The following is a 14,067-nucleotide window of genomic DNA, read 5'->3' as shown; positions in this document are numbered from 1 at the left end:
AACCCAAGCGAGTCGGCAAGCGAGGAGCAAGCCACATGAAGGCCTTCGTCATCTCCGGTCCGCGGAAGGCGGGCGTCGTAGACGTCGACCCGCCCATTGCCGGCCCGGGCGAGGTCGTCATCGACGTCGCGCGCGCCGGGGTCTGCGGCACCGACGTGGAGTTCTACACCGGCGAGATGCAGTACCTGCATGACGGGAACGCGTCGTACCCGATCCGCATCGGCCACGAGTGGATGGGCGCCGTCTCCGCCGTCGGCGAGGGCGTCGACACGACCTGGCTGGGCCGCCGCGTGACCGGCGACACGATGCTCGGTTGCGGTGAATGCCATCGTTGCCGCACCGGCTACCACCAGGTGTGCGAGTTCCGCACGGAAGTCGGCATCCGCGGCGGACGCCCGGGCGCGCTGGCCGAACAGCTCGCGTTCCCGGCCCGCTATCTGCACGCCCTTCCCGATTCGGTGACGGATGCCGCAGGCGCGCTCGTCGAACCCGGCGGCAATGCGTGGCGCAGCGTCGAGGCGGCAGGGCTCAGAGAGGGTGACCGGGTCCTGATCCTCGGCCCCGGCACCATCGGGCTGCTCTGCGCGATGTTCGCCCACGCGGCCGGCGCCGAGGTGCACCTCATGGGTCGTGCCGGTCGGTCCCTCGAGTTCGCCCGCACGTTCGGGTTCGACGGCGTCTGGACGGAGCATGATCTTCCGGCGCTGCGATGGGACGCCGTCATCGACTCGTCGAACGCACCGCACCTGCCCGCGAAGGCGCTGGAGCTCGTGGAGCCGGGCAAGCGCATCGTGCACGTGGGGCTCGCGGGCAGCCCGAGCCTCATCGACACGCGCATGCTCGTGCTCGGCGACCTCACTGCCGTCGGCATCCTCGGCGCGTCCGCTGGCCTCGCCCCGACCATCCGCTCGTACGCGAGCGGCAGGGTCGACCCGACCCCGCTCATCGCGGCGACCGTCGCCCTCGACGAGCTGGCCGGCGTGCTCGCCGGCGAACGGCCCTCGGACGCCGCATCCGGGCCCAAGATCCACGTCGAGATCTCCCGCCCGTCGCGCGTCGAACAGTAGCTGCCCGCACGTTCGGGCTGTTGCCATACAGACTCCGGGCCTCCAGCATTGAGTGCATGGGCAACGATCCGGAGGCAGTGGCGCAGCGGTGGGTCAGGGCCCTGTCGTTACATGACCTGGAAGCAGCGGTGGATTGCTTCGACAAGGCCTACACCGACGAAGCTCCGGCACGCCGCGGGGAATCCGTCCAAGGGCAAGACGCTGTCCGGCAGAATTTCGAGACACTGCTCAGCGACCTGCCTGACCTCACGGCGAAGATTTCCCGGACGGTATCAGACGGCGACGAGGTGTGGATGGAGTGGGGCATGCGCGGAACCCGCCGGGATGGTGCGGTCATGGAGTTCGTGGGGGTCAACATCTTTCACGTCCAGGACGGCAGGTTCCGCTCGGGCCGGATCTATACGGAAATTGTGCGCGATGCCGGCGGTATCGAGGCGCAGATCGACCGGATGACCAAGGGGACTCCGGGGTGATCATGGCGACCGTGAACCGTCGAGGCAGTCTCTGCGTGCGCTGGGGGAAATTCCTTCGATCATCGGTGATCGCGTCGCGCGTCTGGCTCGGCAGGTAGAGCATGCATGGTGGATGTCGTTATCCAAGGGCGTATCAGTCTCGCCAACTACGATGGTCACATGAATGGCGTTCTCTCGTCCTCGTCGCCGCGTTCGGCGGGCCACGTTCCGCGGGCGCAGACCGATGTGGTCGTCGATGAGATCAAACGAATGATCGTCGAGGGGGCATGGGCCCCGGGTGCCAGATTGCCGATCGAAAAGGAGCTTGCGCTCCAGTTCGGGGTGTCCCGCGGGCCTCTGCGAGAAGGTGTCCGTGCATTGTGCATGATGGGCGTGCTGGAAACGCGGCAGGGTGACGGTACGTATGTGACATCGCTCGAGGCGAGCCTGTTGTTGTCGCCGGTGAGTTTCATGGTCGATCTGCAAGCCGCTCACAGCAGTGTTCATCTGCAGGCTGTTCGTCGAGTGTTGGAGATGGAAGCGGCGGGGTTGGCTGCATGTGTCATCGACGAGAAGGCTCTTCTCGAGGCCGACGAGACACTCGACCACTTCGAGTCCCTTCTCAGCGCCGCGGAGATCGACCACGATGCGGTCATGGAGGCCGACATCCGATTCCATCGGATCGTCGCTCACGCCTCCGGCAATCCGGCTCTCGAGGCCCTCATCGAGGCACTGGCGAGCAAGACCGTTCGCACGCGGATGTGGCGAGCCATTACCGAAGACGGTGCAACGCGCGCCACTCATGCGGAGCACCGCGCGGTTCTTCGTGCCCTCGCAGCACATGATCCGGAAGCCGCGCGCTTGTGGATGGGTGCTCATCTGCTGGCTGTGGAAGAGTTCATCCACGAGCGTGAGGGTCAGGGCCTTCCCGAGGAAGATGCCGCCGTGCCGTCCTAGCGTGGCCATCTTGCGGCTGGAGCGACACATCAGAGATCCTCGGCATCTGACTACGTCTCGGGAATCGTGCTGCCGGTCGACGGCGATGGCTCGGCCGATGACGCTCATCGACAGCCACGTGCACGTCTGGGATCCGCGACGACTCCCGTACCCGTGGCTCGCGGGGACCGAGCTCGACCGCCCGGTGCTGCCCCAAGAGGTCGACCGCGCCGGTGGAACGACGACCGGCATGATCTTCGTGGAGGCCGGCGGCTCCGACCCGCTCGACGAGGCGCGATGGGTCGACGAGAGCGAGTGGCCCGAGCTCATCGCGATCGTCGCCGGCGCAGACCTGACGCTCGAGGCATCCGCAGTCACCGACCACTTGAACGCACTTGCGGCATTCCCGCGCGTGGTCGGCGTACGGCATCTGCTGCAGGACGCTCCAGTCGACGACTTCCCTTCGGTCGCCGAAGGACTGCGCGTGCTCGAGGCTCACGGCGGGCGTTTCGACGCGTGCATCCGGCACGCGCAGTTGCCCGCGCTGATCGATCTGCTGGCCGTCGCCCCGAGCCTCACCGTGATCCTCGACCACTTGGGCAAGCCGCCCGTCGACGAAGGAATCGGCAGCACGGCCGGGCGTGCCTGGGCGCGCAGCATCCAATCGCTCGCCGAGCGCCCCAACACGTTCGTCAAGCTCTCCGGAATGACGGCCGAGTCCACCGACCCGGCCGCCTTCGCGCGCCACGCCGACGGCTGGATCGAGCACGCGCTCGCCGTCTTCGGACCCGAGCGTGCCATGATCGGCAGCGACTGGCCCGTCAGCGCCACCTTCGGCATCGGGGGAGCCTTCGAAGACTGGGTCGACCGTGTTCGGCGCGTCGTGGGCGACACCGACTGGCCCACGGTCTCAGCGGAGACGGCTCGGCGCGCCTACCTTCCCGGCGGCGGCTCGGCCCTGCGTCGAGTGCCGTCCGTGGGCGGCGCATGAGCGCGGCGGAGAACACGCCGGCCGCGCCGCACACCCAGGCCCTGCCCGTCTTCGAGACCCGCACCGACGAGGCCCCCGGCTGGGAGCACGGTCTCATCACCGGCAGCGGGCGCGTCGGCACCATGGTCTTCGGGCCCGCCGACCGCCAGACGCTGTGCTTCTCGCACGAGCGCTTCGCGGCGGCTCCCGACTGCACGATCGAGGTCGGTGAGCGTCCGACGACGGTCCGGCTCGAGCGCATGTCGCCCCTGTCGGCGGGCTAGCCGACCGGGTGTCGCGCCACGGCTACGCCCGGCATGCCGTCGACGACCGCAGAGATGCGCTGGGCGACCACGCCGGATGTCCCTGTGGTTCACCGCTCAGGGACGGTGAAGTTCAATGGTAGCGAGGGCGGGACTCGAACCCGCGACACCACGATTATGAGCCGTGTGCTCTAACCACCTGAGCTACCCCGCCGGGCAGGTTTCACGGCGCGAGCCGAGAGAACCAGAGCCCCGAGTCAGGATTGAACTGACGACCCCTTCCTTACCATGGAAGTGCTCTACCACTGAGCTATCGGGGCGCGCTGCCGCAACCGGCAACCGTACGAGGATATCACTTCGCGGGTGCTCCTCCGAACCGGTGTCACCACATGTAGGGGTTGCTCGCGGCGGCGGCGATGCCGATGATGAAGACGACGAAGGCGACCACTCCCAGCACGCTCAGCGCGCTGAACACATAGCCCAACACGAGGCCCGTGAGGGCCGCGGCGTCGCCGAGTTCACCCTTCGCCCGGATCTGGCTCCGCGCGAGGTGACCGGTGATGATCGCGGGTATCGACGTGAGCGGGCCGAAGAACACGAACCCCACCGCAAGGCCGAGACTCACCCACGCGAGCACGTTGTGGGGCGGTTCGGCCGGCACTGCCGCCGGCACGACGTAGGTGGCGGTCGGCGTCGTCGTGGTGGCATCCATGCGCTGGTTCTCCTGATGGTCGTCGAGGGCGGCGAGCGCCATGCTATCGGTGCAGAGCGACGAAGCGTTATACGTGTTCCCCAGGCGCGTCCGTCACCAGTCGGGAGCGGTGACGCCGTCGAGCTGCCAGACCGCGAACGTCGGCCCGGCGGCCGAGAGCGCCAGGAGACCAGCGGATGCCTCGAGCCGGGCGTCACCGAACAGCGGCGTCGCGGCATCCGTCGCCCAGACCGACTCGGGCGCGAGCGCGAGCGTCGCAGCGCCCCGCGCGGCGAAGACCAGCAGCCGCTCGTCAGCCGACTCTCGCACGAACGCCACTGCGTCGTCGCCGACCGCGAGCCAGCGGATGCCGCCCGTCGCGAGCACCGGGTGGTCGCGGCGCAAGCGCAGCAGCGACCGGTACGTCTCGAGCACCGGCGCGACCTCGGGCGACGCCTCGCTCCCCCATGGGATCGGCGTACGGGATTCCTCGCCGTCGACACCGGTGAGTCCGAATTCGTCGCCGGCCCACACGACCGGGATGCCGGGCAGCGTCACCGCGAGCCCGAGTGCGACGGGTACGGTTCCGGGGCGCGCCGACGTGCGGAAGCGCGGCGTGTCGTGGGTGTCGAGCGCGTTCATCGTCGCGGTCCGGGTGCGCCACGGGAACCCCGCGCTGAAACGCAGGTGCGCCTCGATGAAGTCGTGCCCTGTGTACGAGGGCACCGCGGCGTTGGCGAATCCGATGCCGCCGCCGCCCGCGCTGCCGGGCTCGAGCAGCCAGCTCCAGAGCGGCCGCGTGAACGGCGTGTACGTCATCGCGCCGTGCCACGCGTCGCCCTGGAAGTCGCTCGCCGCGTCGTTCGTCGACTCGCCGAGCAGGATCGTGTCGGGGTTCACCTCGAGCATCGTGCGTCGGATCGTCTGGCGCACGTCGGCGTTCAGGTCTTCGGCGCCGAGCCTGCCCGTCATGTTCGCGACGTCGATGCGCCAGCCGTCGAGGCTGAACGGCGGGGCGAGGTAGCGCGCGACGACCGAGTCGGGCCCCTCGATGAACCGGCGCCGCAGTTCGCTCGAGCTCCAGTCGAACTTCGGCAGGCTCGGCACGCCGAGCCACGACTCGTAGCCGCCGCCGTGCGCCTCGTCGCGGAAGTAGTAGAACGAGCGCTCGGGCGCAGCAAGATCGGCCTGCGCCGCCGTGAACCACTCGTGCGCGTCACCCGAGTGGTTCGACGTGAGGTCGCCGATGACGCGGATGCCGCGACGGTGCGCCTCCTCGACGAGCCGCACGAGCGCGTCATCGCCGCCGAGCAGCTCGTCGACCTCGTCGAACGTCGACGCGTCGTAGCGATGGTTCGAACGCGCCGGGAACACGGGCGTGAGGTAGAGCAGGTTCACGCCGAGCTGCTCGAGGTGGTCGAGGTGCTCGCGCACTCCGTCGAGGTCGCCGCCGTAGAACTGCTGCGAGCGGCCGGGCGGGTCGGCGTCGACGGGGTCGCTCCACGCCGCCGGGATCGCCCACGACGGCAGCTCGCGCCCGTCTGCGCCATCCGACCTCGCGAACCGGTCGGGGAACACCTGGTAGAGCACGCTCGACGCCGCCCACTCGGGCGGCGGTGCGTGCGCGACGAGGCGGAAGTCGTCGTGGTCGCGCGTCTCGGTCGTGAAGAGGCCAATCTGATTGAGCCAGTGCTGCCGGCCGTCGGCGCCGACAAGCAGCCACCGGTAGCCGTGCACGGGGTTCTCGACCTCGATGGGCGCCTCCCACCACTGCCAGCCGTCGGCGGTCGCGACGACGGATGCCTCGGAGAACCGCGGCTCGCGGTTCGGGTTCGATCGCGTGCCCACCCACGTGAGCGGCGCGAACGACTCCGGCACGCGCAGCCGCACGCGAACGACCTCGCCGAGCGCCGGGGTATGCGTCGAGACGTGCAGTGGGGATCCGTCGTGGTGCGGCGTCAGCATCCCCTCATTCTCCGGTCTCCAGTTCTCAATTCAGGACCACCCATTTCACAATTCAGGAACGTCTATTTCACAATTCAGGAACGTCTTGCGATTTGCGCTCGGGATGTCATCCGATCTGGCGCTTCACCTGCGACCTCGCGGCATCCGCTCCTGAATTGTGCAACTGCTCGCGGCATCCGCTCCTGAATTGTGCAGCACCCCGCAGCATCCGCTCCTGAATTGTGCAGCACCCCGCGGCATCCGCTCCTGAATTGTGAAAACGCCACCGGTCACTTGACGGCGCCGGCGGTCAGGCCGCCGACGATGTACTTCTGCAGGAAGAGGAACAGCGCGACGACCGGCAGCGCGGCGATGACCGCGCCCGCCGAGAAGGCGCTCCAGTCGGCATAGCGCGGGTTCGACACGAGTTTCGTGAGGCCGACGGCGAGCGTCTGCTGCTCGGTGTCGATGAGCAGCACGGATGCCACGAGGAATTCGTTCACCGAGGCGATGAACGACAGCAGGGCGACGACCGCGAGGATCGGGGCGACGAGCCGCAGGATGATCGTGAAGAAGATGCGCGCATGACCGGCGCCGTCGATCTTGGCCGCCTCGTCGATCGACGCGGGCACGGTGTTGAAGAAGCCGTACATCAGGTAGGTGTTCACGCCGAGCGCGCCGCCGAGGTAGACCATGATCAGGCCGACGTGCGTGTTGAGGCCGATCGCCGGGAACCAGTCGCCGATCCCGCTCATGAGCAGGAAGATCGCCACCACGGCGAGCATCTGCGGGAACATCTGCACGACGACGATCGAGATGAGGCCGAAGCGCCGCCCTGTGAAGCGCATGCGCGAGAAGGAATACGCCGCGAGCGCTCCGAGGAACACCGTGGCAACCGCCGTGATGCCCGAGATGAGGAGGGTGTTGCCGAACCACGTCGTGAACGGCACCTGCGGGTCGGTGAGGATCCGCACATAGCTGTCGAGGCCGATCTTCGCGAACAGCGCGTTCGATCCGGTGAGCGTGCCGCGCGGATTGAGCGACGACGAGATCACGAAGATGATCGGGAACAGCGAGAAGGCCACCATCACCACGCCCACGACGTGGCGCCAGCCGGTCGCCGCGAACCAGCGGCCGAAGTTGAACGGACGCTTCGGCAGCGGCCCCGGCGGGCGCGACTTCCGCGCTGCTTCAGCGTCGAGCCCCGCGGCGAGTATCTCGGCCTCGACGACAGGGGCCTCGACCCACGAGCGGTGCTCCTTGGTGGCCATCAGTTCAGCTCCTCGAGCGACTTGGTGCGACGGAAGGCGATGACCGAGATCACCGCGACGACGATGAAGATGATGATCGAGTACGCGCTCGCGAGACCGTAGTCACGCGACTGGCCGGTGAAGGCCACCTTGTAGACCATCGAGATCAGGATGTCGGTGAAGCCCACGGGTATGGGTGCGTTCGAGTCTCTTGGCCCGCCGTCGGTCAACATGTAGATCACGTTGAAGTTGTTGAAGTTGAAGGCGAACGACGCGATGAGCAGCGGTGCGACGCTCACGAGCAGGAGCGGCAGCTTGATGAGCCGGAACACCGCCCACGGCCGCGCGCCGTCGACGGTCGCGGCCTCCTGCAGCTCTTCGGGAATCGACTGCAGCGCTCCCGTGCACACGAGGAACATGTACGGGAAGCCCAGCCAGAGGTTGACGACGAGCACCGAGATCTTCGCGACGACCGGATCGGTGAGCCAGGGAACGGATGCCCCGCCGAGCAGCACCTGGTTGATGAATCCGAAGCTCTCATTCATCATGCCCGCCCACACGAGCGCCGACAGGAACGACGGCACCGCATACGGGAGGATCATCAGCACGCGATAGTACTTGCGGCCTCGCATGCGCAGGTCGTTGAAGACGATCGCGAGGAAGAGGCCGAGGAAGAACGTCGACGCGACCGAGATGAGTGCGAAGGCGAAGGTCCAGAGCGTGACGTAGAGGAGCGGGCCCGCCAGTCGCTCGTCGGTGACCGCGCGCACGAAGTTGTCGAAGCCGACCACGATCTGCCAGCCGGGCAACAACTGCTCGCCGTCGTCGGAGGTGAAGGCGCCGGTGCCGAGGTCGGAGTAGACGGTGCCCGTGCTGAGGTCGGTCATCGTTCCGGCGGCGGCGTCGTACTCGAGGTTCGAGAGGTAGAGGTATCCGCTCGACCCATCGGGCGTGCGGATGGCGCCCTCGTTCGGGTCGTCGGAGAACGGCACCGCGAGCTCGGTGATCTCGTCGGTGCGGGCGATGACGTCGGCGAAGCTCAGGGTCGTCCAGCCGTCGACGGCGACGGCCTTGCCGCCCTCCATCTCGGCGTCGACCTCGGTGAGCGGCGAGTCGGTCGTGCCGACGCTCGCCTCGCCGTCGGGATCGGTGACGAGCAGGCCGAGCTCGCCGAACTGGTCGACGACGGTGACCTCGTAGGTCGGCGAGTCGGGCACGCGTTCGAGCGCCGAGCTCATGAGCGACGAGACCGCTTGCTCCTTCGAGCCGTTGTGCCCCGTGCCGTAGTTGGTGAAGGCGATGTAGCCCGTGTAGACGAGCACGAACACCTGGAAGATCACGAGGAAGATGACGCCCGGGGTGAGGTACTTCGCGGGGAGCTTCGTGCGCGAGAAGTAGATCCAGTTCACGATCGCCGTGACGACGCCGACGATGCCGGCCACGAGCCACTGGTCGCTCGTGATGAGGATGAAGATCGCGTAGACGGCGATCGCATCGACGATGCCGAGCATCAGCACCTTGACGAGGAGCATCTTCACCCCGCCGGATGCCGCTTCGGCGATGCCTGCCGCTTGGCGCTGCCGCTTCGTCGGCTTCTTCGGAGTCCCCGAGGTGACCTCGTCGTCGATCGTGGTGCTCATCCTGCTCGCTCTTCCTGTCGAACGTGACTGCTCCGGGCCGGACGCCGTGGTGCGGCATCCGGCCCGGAATGACTCGTCGTTGTTAGCCGATCGCGGCCTGCACGTCGGCCGTCAGCTTCTGCCACGTCGCGACGGGGTCGGCACCGTTGATGATGTCGGCCTCGGCGATGCCCCAGTACTGCCAGACCGAACCCATGGCCGGGATGGCCGGCATCGGAACGGCCTCGGCGCCGACGGCGGCGAAGCCCTCGATGATCGGGTCGCTCGACGCGGTCTCAGCGGCGGCCGAGAGTGCCGGAAGCACATTGCCCGCCTTGAAGAGCTCGAGCTGCACCTCTTCGGTGCCGAGGAAGTTGACGAGGAAGTCGTTCGCGGCGACCTTGTTCTTCGACTCGGAGGAGACGAAGAAGCCCTTCACGCCGGCGAACGGCGAGGCGACCTCGGCGGTCGGGCTCGGCACGCTGTCGATCGCGACGTTGAGGCCGGCGTCGACGGCCGAGCCCACGTTCCACGGGCCCGTGAGCCAGAAGGCGGCGGTGCCGTCGAGGAAGGCCTGCTTCGCGATGTCACCGTCGACGTCGGTGTTGAAGACGCCCGTGCCGTTCTTGCCCTGGCTGGCGAGCCACGTGGCGAACTGCTCGCCGCCCGCGCTGCCGAGCTGCAGGTCGGTGGCGTCGTAGCCCTCGTCGTTCGTGCCGAAGACGGGAGCGCCGAACGCGGTCTGGAACGGGTAGAGGTGGTAGGGGTTGCCCTCTGCACCCTGCTCGACGACGAACGGCTGGGTGAGGCCGGCGGCCTGGCCCTTCGCGATCATGTCGTCGTAACTCGTGGCGGCCTCGGGAACGAGGTCGGTGTTGCGGATCACCGCGATGTTCTCGACCGCGTACGGAAGCATGTAGACGGTGCCCTCGTAGGTGGAGGCATCGATCGCGACCGGCAGGTAATCGCCCGCCGAGTCGCCGAGCTCGATCGGAGCGACGACACCGTTCGTCGAGAGCTCGCCGAGCCAGTCGTGGGCGCCCATCGTGATGTCGGGGCCCTTGCCGGTCGGAACCTGCTGGATGAAGTCGTCCTTGATGTCGGCGTTGTCCTTGCCGACGAGCTCGACCTTGACGCCGTTCTTCTCGGAGTATGCGTCGGCTGCACCCTGCAGCGCGTCGACGCGCTCGGCGTCGACCCAGACCGTGAGCGTGCTGCTTGCGGCATCGCCGCCGTCGCCGCTGTCGCCGGCGGCGCAGCTCGCGAGACCGAGCGTCGCGACAACCGCGACGGCCCCGGCAGCGAGGAGGCTCTTCGTGTTCACCCTCATTGGTGTGCCCTTCTCAGTGTGCTTGAGTCCGGCGCCTTCGCCTGGTGAGGGAGCTGTGTTCCCCGTTCCGGTTCCCGTGGAACCGCGCACCGTGCCCGAAAGGCCGTTCTTCCGTGTGGAGTGCTCGCGATATGCAAGCGATTACAGGTATACCTTGCGGCGCCGCCATCCCCAAACCAAGAGGGCAGTATCGATACAGGTTCGTGACCATCAGGTTACGCCACGATACTGCAAGCGTTTCCATGCGGTGTCCAGATGACGTACAGTTTCCAGATGACTTCCGATTGGTGGCGCACCGCCGCGATCTACCAGATCTACCCCCGGTCGTTCGCCGATGCGAACGGTGATGGCATGGGCGACCTCGCCGGCATCACCTCGCGCCTCGACGACCTGCACGAACTCGGCATCGACGCCATCTGGCTCTCGCCGTTCTTCACGTCCCCCCAGCGCGACGCCGGCTACGACGTCGCCGACTATTGCGACGTCGACCCTCGCTTCGGCACGCTCGCCGACTTCGACGCGATGCTCGCCGAGGCGCACGCCCGCGGCATCCGCGTGATCATCGACCTCGTGCCGAACCACTCGTCCGACGAGCACGAGTGGTTCCAGGCGGCGCTCGCCGCCGGGCCCGGCAGCGCCGAAAGGGCGCGCTACCTCTTCCGCGACGGGCGCGGCCCCGCCGGCGACGAGCCGCCGAACAACTGGGACTCGGTCTTCGGCGGACCCGCATGGACCCGCGTCGTCGAGGCCGACGGCACTCCGGGCCAGTGGTATCTGCACCTCTTCGATAGCTCGCAGCCCGACTTCGACTGGACGAACGACGAGGTTCGCGAGGAGTTCCGGGGCATCCTGCGCTTCTGGCTCGACCGCGGCGTCGACGGCTTCCGCGTCGACGTGGCGCACGGCATGATCAAGGCCGACGGCCTGCCCGACTACACGCCGCCCGCCGACGGCGGCAGCATGGGCGGCGCGGCGGTGACCGCCGGCGTCCCCCTAGAGCCCGAGATCAGCTCCGAGCCCGGCGACCTCGCACCGTACTGGGGCCAAGACGGCGTACACGAGATCTACCGCGACTGGCGTGCGCTCCTCGACACGTATCCGGGCGAGCGCATCCTCGCTGCCGAGGCGTGGGTCGACCCGCTCCCCCGCGTGGCCAATTGGGTGCGCCCCGACGAGATGCACCAGGCGTTCAACTTCGCCTACCTCGAGACGCCATGGGATGCCGCGGCCCTCCGTGGCGTGATCGACGCCTCGCTCGACGCCTTCGGCTCAGTCGGCGCGCCGAGCACGTGGGTGCTCTCGAACCACGACGTCGTGCGCCACGCGACGCGCCTCTCGGTCACCGAGGCGAACCCACAGGGCCACGGGCTCGGCCCCCGATCGAATGGCCTGCCCTCGTACGAGCCTGGGCTGCGCCGCGCACGTGCCGCCACCACCCTCATGCTCGCGCTCCCAGGCTCGGCCTACCTCTACCAGGGCGAGGAGCTCGGCCTGCCCGAGGTCATCGACCTCCCCGACGAGGCACGCGAAGACCCCACGTGGTTCCGCACGAACGGCGAGCGCTACGGACGAGACGGATGCCGCGTGCCGATCCCCTGGGAGGCCGACTCGCCGTCCTACGGCTTCGGGCCCAGCGAGGCATCCTGGCTCCCGCAGCCCGCGCAGTGGCGCGAACTCGCCCGCGACCGCCAGCGCGGCGTCGACGGCTCGACGCTCGAGCTCTACCGGTCGCTGCTCCGCCGGCGGCGTGAGCACGACCTCGGTTCGGGCGCAGTCGAATGGCTGCCCGGATTCCGCGACGACGTGCTCGCCCTCCGCAACGGCGACGTCATCGCCGTGGCGAACACGGGCACCGAACCCGTGGAGCTGCCCGCCGGCGACGTGCTGGTCGCGAGCGAGGCGCTCACCGGCCGCAGCCTGCCGGGCGACGCCACGGCCTGGCTCCGCGCGTAGCCGCGGCCGGCACGTTGCCCGCTCGCGCGTCGTCGCGGGCGGCGCGGCCGCCTGCTCCGCTCGTCGTCGCAGGGCGGAACGGCCGCCTGGTCAACGCGTATCGCAGGGCGTTACGTCTGCCTTCTGAACGGGCCTCGAAACGCAGGAGATCCTCCACCATAGGTCGGCTAGCGCGCCTCTGAAGCGATATCTCCTGCGCTTTCCAACCAGCTCGTCAGCTCCACGTTACGAGCGGTCCCGGGGCGGTCACTTCGCTCGCGCGGTGTCCCCAGCGATGCTCGCCACGGGCGAGGAGGGTGAGGATCCCGGCCTCCACTTGCTCCCAGTCGTCGATGATCATGCGGTACGAGATCCGAACGACGACGTACCCGCGCAGGGCGAGCTCGAAGTCGCGCCGGTGGTCGGTCTCGAAGTCCTCGCCCTCGTGGAAGCTCCTGCCGTCGAGCTCCACAACAAGCCGATCACCGATCAGGAGATCGACGTAGCCGACGCCCGGAATCCACACTTGGGTTCGGTGCGCCACCCGGCGACGGTAAAGCAGCAATCGAGCGATCGTCTCAAGACCCGACTGGCACCCAGGGTCCGCGCGATCTACAAGGCGACTGTGCGCTGCCGAGACGAGCCCACGAAGTTGCGCCAGCCCCGCCGACGTGAGTTCACCGCTGTTCAGGGCGGAGTCGAGTGCGATCATGGCACCGACCGGTCCGCTGCACGGGAACATCTCGGCAAGCGCGACAGGCAGAGGGTCGCGTGCACAACTCTCACCGTCCGGCCGGTAGTGCACGCAGACGCCGTGCTCGCCGCGGTCGAGCGAGATCCGACGGTCGTCGGGGGCGCGCAGCCGGGCACTCGACGACGGAACGCGGACGTGCAGCAAAGGATCGTCGAGCAGCCAGAGCCCGTGCAGTCGAGCAACGGATGCCCCGGTGAGCGCGCCGCCGACGCGTGCCGCTCGCACCACGTCGAGAGGAGCCCCAGGGTACGCGAACCATCCGTTCCGCACCCGCACGATCGCGCCGGCACGGAGCGCCGCCGCGACGTCATGACGGGAGACGCCTGCTGCATCGAGCGACGCGTAGGAGAGCGCACCGCCGTTCTCCCGGATACGGCGCGCCACCGCGCCGACTTCGGGTCGAGCTGCGCGTGCCGACCGCCGAGAGGGTTGAGTGACCCGGTCCCGTTTCGTCGGAGAGACGCCGGTGGGCGGTCGCGGAGGGCCGACGCGATCGTCGCGCTCTGGTGAAGAGGTCGGGTTCATGCGGCGAGTCTCGCGCACAGAGGCATCCGTAGCTCTCGGATTCACCTTGACTGTGGAAGGACCTCGCCAGCGCTGTGGAGAGCTGCTGCACCTCGTCGGGCACACCAGCGTGGAGAGAACTGCACCTCGTCCGAGCGTCACGACTCTCGAAATGCAGGAGATTCCGGATCATGCACCCAGATGCGTGCCTGTGACGCGAGATCTCCTGCAGATTCCGGTGGCGGCGACAGGCCTGGTGGCGCGGCCCCGAGGAGAGCAAGCGCGCCCGCCAGAGCGCGAGCCCCGTGGGCCGGCGCGGGGGCGAGTGCGGTCGGTGCGGCGGCCAGCGCCCGCG

12 protein-coding genes and 2 tRNA genes are annotated in these 14,067 nt (G+C 68.3%); 6 read left to right on the top strand and 8 right to left on the bottom strand.

What is annotated here, in order from left to right:
• The first annotated feature begins 35 nt into the window (after positions 1 to 35).
• From J7E25_RS15970 to J7E25_RS15950, 5 genes are all read left to right on the top strand, one after another.
• The gene (locus tag J7E25_RS15970) at positions 36 to 1,067 is read left to right on the top strand and encodes a zinc-binding dehydrogenase (protein WP_214871160.1); all 1,032 of its coding nucleotides are present in this window, start codon (positions 36 to 38) and stop codon (positions 1,065 to 1,067) included.
• Between the two features lie 56 nt (positions 1,068 to 1,123).
• Positions 1,124 to 1,540, top strand: a complete 417-nt coding sequence (locus J7E25_RS15965; RefSeq protein ID WP_214871159.1) for a nuclear transport factor 2 family protein — start codon at positions 1,124 to 1,126, stop codon at positions 1,538 to 1,540.
• A 159-nt stretch (positions 1,541 to 1,699) separates the two neighbouring features.
• The gene (locus tag J7E25_RS15960) at positions 1,700 to 2,476 is read left to right on the top strand and encodes a FadR/GntR family transcriptional regulator (protein ID WP_214871158.1); all 777 of its coding nucleotides are present in this window, start codon (positions 1,700 to 1,702) and stop codon (positions 2,474 to 2,476) included.
• 97 nt (positions 2,477 to 2,573) lie between these two features.
• Complete coding sequence (locus tag J7E25_RS15955) at positions 2,574 to 3,446, top strand: amidohydrolase (RefSeq protein WP_214871157.1); 873 nt, start codon at positions 2,574 to 2,576, stop codon at positions 3,444 to 3,446.
• Positions 3,443 to 3,709, top strand: coding sequence for a hypothetical protein (locus J7E25_RS15950; RefSeq protein WP_214871156.1), 267 nt, complete (start codon positions 3,443 to 3,445; stop codon positions 3,707 to 3,709). The genes J7E25_RS15955 and J7E25_RS15950 overlap by 4 nt, the downstream gene beginning before the upstream one ends.
• Before the next feature lie 116 nt (positions 3,710 to 3,825).
• On the opposite strand, the gene J7E25_RS15945 is transcribed toward J7E25_RS15950, so the two are convergent.
• The 7 genes from J7E25_RS15945 to J7E25_RS15915 form a co-directional block, all read right to left on the bottom strand.
• Positions 3,826 to 3,902, bottom strand: a tRNA-Met gene (locus J7E25_RS15945).
• A gap of 34 nt (positions 3,903 to 3,936) precedes the next feature.
• Positions 3,937 to 4,008 (bottom strand) — tRNA-Thr (locus J7E25_RS15940).
• A 62-nt stretch (positions 4,009 to 4,070) separates the two neighbouring features.
• Positions 4,071 to 4,442 (bottom strand): DUF4190 domain-containing protein, encoded by a 372-nt coding sequence (locus tag J7E25_RS15935; protein WP_214871155.1) that lies wholly within the window; start codon positions 4,440 to 4,442, stop codon positions 4,071 to 4,073.
• A gap of 51 nt (positions 4,443 to 4,493) precedes the next feature.
• Positions 4,494 to 6,344 carry an alpha-amylase family glycosyl hydrolase gene (locus J7E25_RS15930; RefSeq protein ID WP_214871154.1) on the bottom strand — a complete coding sequence of 617 codons (1,851 nt, stop codon included), beginning with the start codon at positions 6,342 to 6,344 and terminating at the stop codon, positions 4,494 to 4,496.
• Positions 6,345 to 6,613: 269 nt separating this feature from the next.
• Positions 6,614 to 7,594: a sugar ABC transporter permease gene (locus J7E25_RS15925; RefSeq protein WP_214871153.1), complete on the bottom strand. Its 981-nt coding sequence runs from the start codon at positions 7,592 to 7,594 to the stop codon at positions 6,614 to 6,616.
• On the bottom strand, positions 7,594 to 9,213 hold the full coding sequence (locus tag J7E25_RS15920; RefSeq protein ID WP_214871152.1) for an ABC transporter permease subunit: 1,620 nt from the start codon (positions 9,211 to 9,213) through the stop codon (positions 7,594 to 7,596). The genes J7E25_RS15925 and J7E25_RS15920 overlap by 1 nt, the downstream gene beginning before the upstream one ends.
• 82 nt (positions 9,214 to 9,295) lie before the next feature.
• Positions 9,296 to 10,522: a maltose ABC transporter substrate-binding protein gene (locus tag J7E25_RS15915; RefSeq protein WP_214871151.1), complete on the bottom strand. Its 1,227-nt coding sequence runs from the start codon at positions 10,520 to 10,522 to the stop codon at positions 9,296 to 9,298.
• A 273-nt stretch (positions 10,523 to 10,795) separates the two neighbouring features.
• Between J7E25_RS15915 and J7E25_RS15910 the strand changes: the two genes are divergently transcribed.
• Positions 10,796 to 12,475: a glycoside hydrolase family 13 protein gene (locus tag J7E25_RS15910; protein ID WP_251039183.1), complete on the top strand. Its 1,680-nt coding sequence runs from the start codon at positions 10,796 to 10,798 to the stop codon at positions 12,473 to 12,475.
• A gap of 214 nt (positions 12,476 to 12,689) precedes the next feature.
• Here J7E25_RS15910 and J7E25_RS18380 read toward each other — a convergent pair whose 3' ends face one another.
• Positions 12,690 to 13,592: an endonuclease domain-containing protein gene (locus tag J7E25_RS18380; protein WP_214871149.1), complete on the bottom strand. Its 903-nt coding sequence runs from the start codon at positions 13,590 to 13,592 to the stop codon at positions 12,690 to 12,692.
• Positions 13,593 to 14,067: the final 475 nt, after the last annotated feature.

Source organism: Agromyces sp. ISL-38 (genome assembly GCF_018613935.1).
In the GTDB taxonomy this organism is placed as follows: Bacteria; Actinomycetota; Actinomycetes; order Actinomycetales; family Microbacteriaceae; genus Agromyces.
Note: the sequence above shows the minus strand (reverse complement) of the source record. Positions and strands in the feature narration are given on the sequence as shown.

What these genes read in the sequence shown, in the direction of transcription:
- J7E25_RS15970 (WP_214871160.1), top strand. Translation starts at nt 36, where the DNA reads ATGAAGGCCTTCGTCATCTCCGGTCCGCGGAAGGCGGGCGTCGTAGAC.
- J7E25_RS15965 (WP_214871159.1), top strand. Translation starts at nt 1,124, where the DNA reads ATGGGCAACGATCCGGAGGCAGTGGCGCAGCGGTGGGTCAGGGCCCTG.
- J7E25_RS15960 (WP_214871158.1), top strand. Translation starts at nt 1,700, where the DNA reads ATGAATGGCGTTCTCTCGTCCTCGTCGCCGCGTTCGGCGGGCCACGTT.
- J7E25_RS15955 (WP_214871157.1), top strand. Translation starts at nt 2,574, where the DNA reads ATGACGCTCATCGACAGCCACGTGCACGTCTGGGATCCGCGACGACTC.
- J7E25_RS15950 (WP_214871156.1), top strand. Translation starts at nt 3,443, where the DNA reads ATGAGCGCGGCGGAGAACACGCCGGCCGCGCCGCACACCCAGGCCCTG.
- J7E25_RS15935 (WP_214871155.1), bottom strand. Translation starts at nt 4,442, where the DNA reads ATGGCGCTCGCCGCCCTCGACGACCATCAGGAGAACCAGCGCATGGAT.
- J7E25_RS15930 (WP_214871154.1), bottom strand. Translation starts at nt 6,344, where the DNA reads ATGCTGACGCCGCACCACGACGGATCCCCACTGCACGTCTCGACGCAT.
- J7E25_RS15925 (WP_214871153.1), bottom strand. Translation starts at nt 7,594, where the DNA reads ATGGCCACCAAGGAGCACCGCTCGTGGGTCGAGGCCCCTGTCGTCGAG.
- J7E25_RS15920 (WP_214871152.1), bottom strand. Translation starts at nt 9,213, where the DNA reads ATGAGCACCACGATCGACGACGAGGTCACCTCGGGGACTCCGAAGAAG.
- J7E25_RS15915 (WP_214871151.1), bottom strand. Translation starts at nt 10,522, where the DNA reads ATGAGGGTGAACACGAAGAGCCTCCTCGCTGCCGGGGCCGTCGCGGTT.
- J7E25_RS15910 (WP_251039183.1), top strand. Translation starts at nt 10,796, where the DNA reads ATGACTTCCGATTGGTGGCGCACCGCCGCGATCTACCAGATCTACCCC.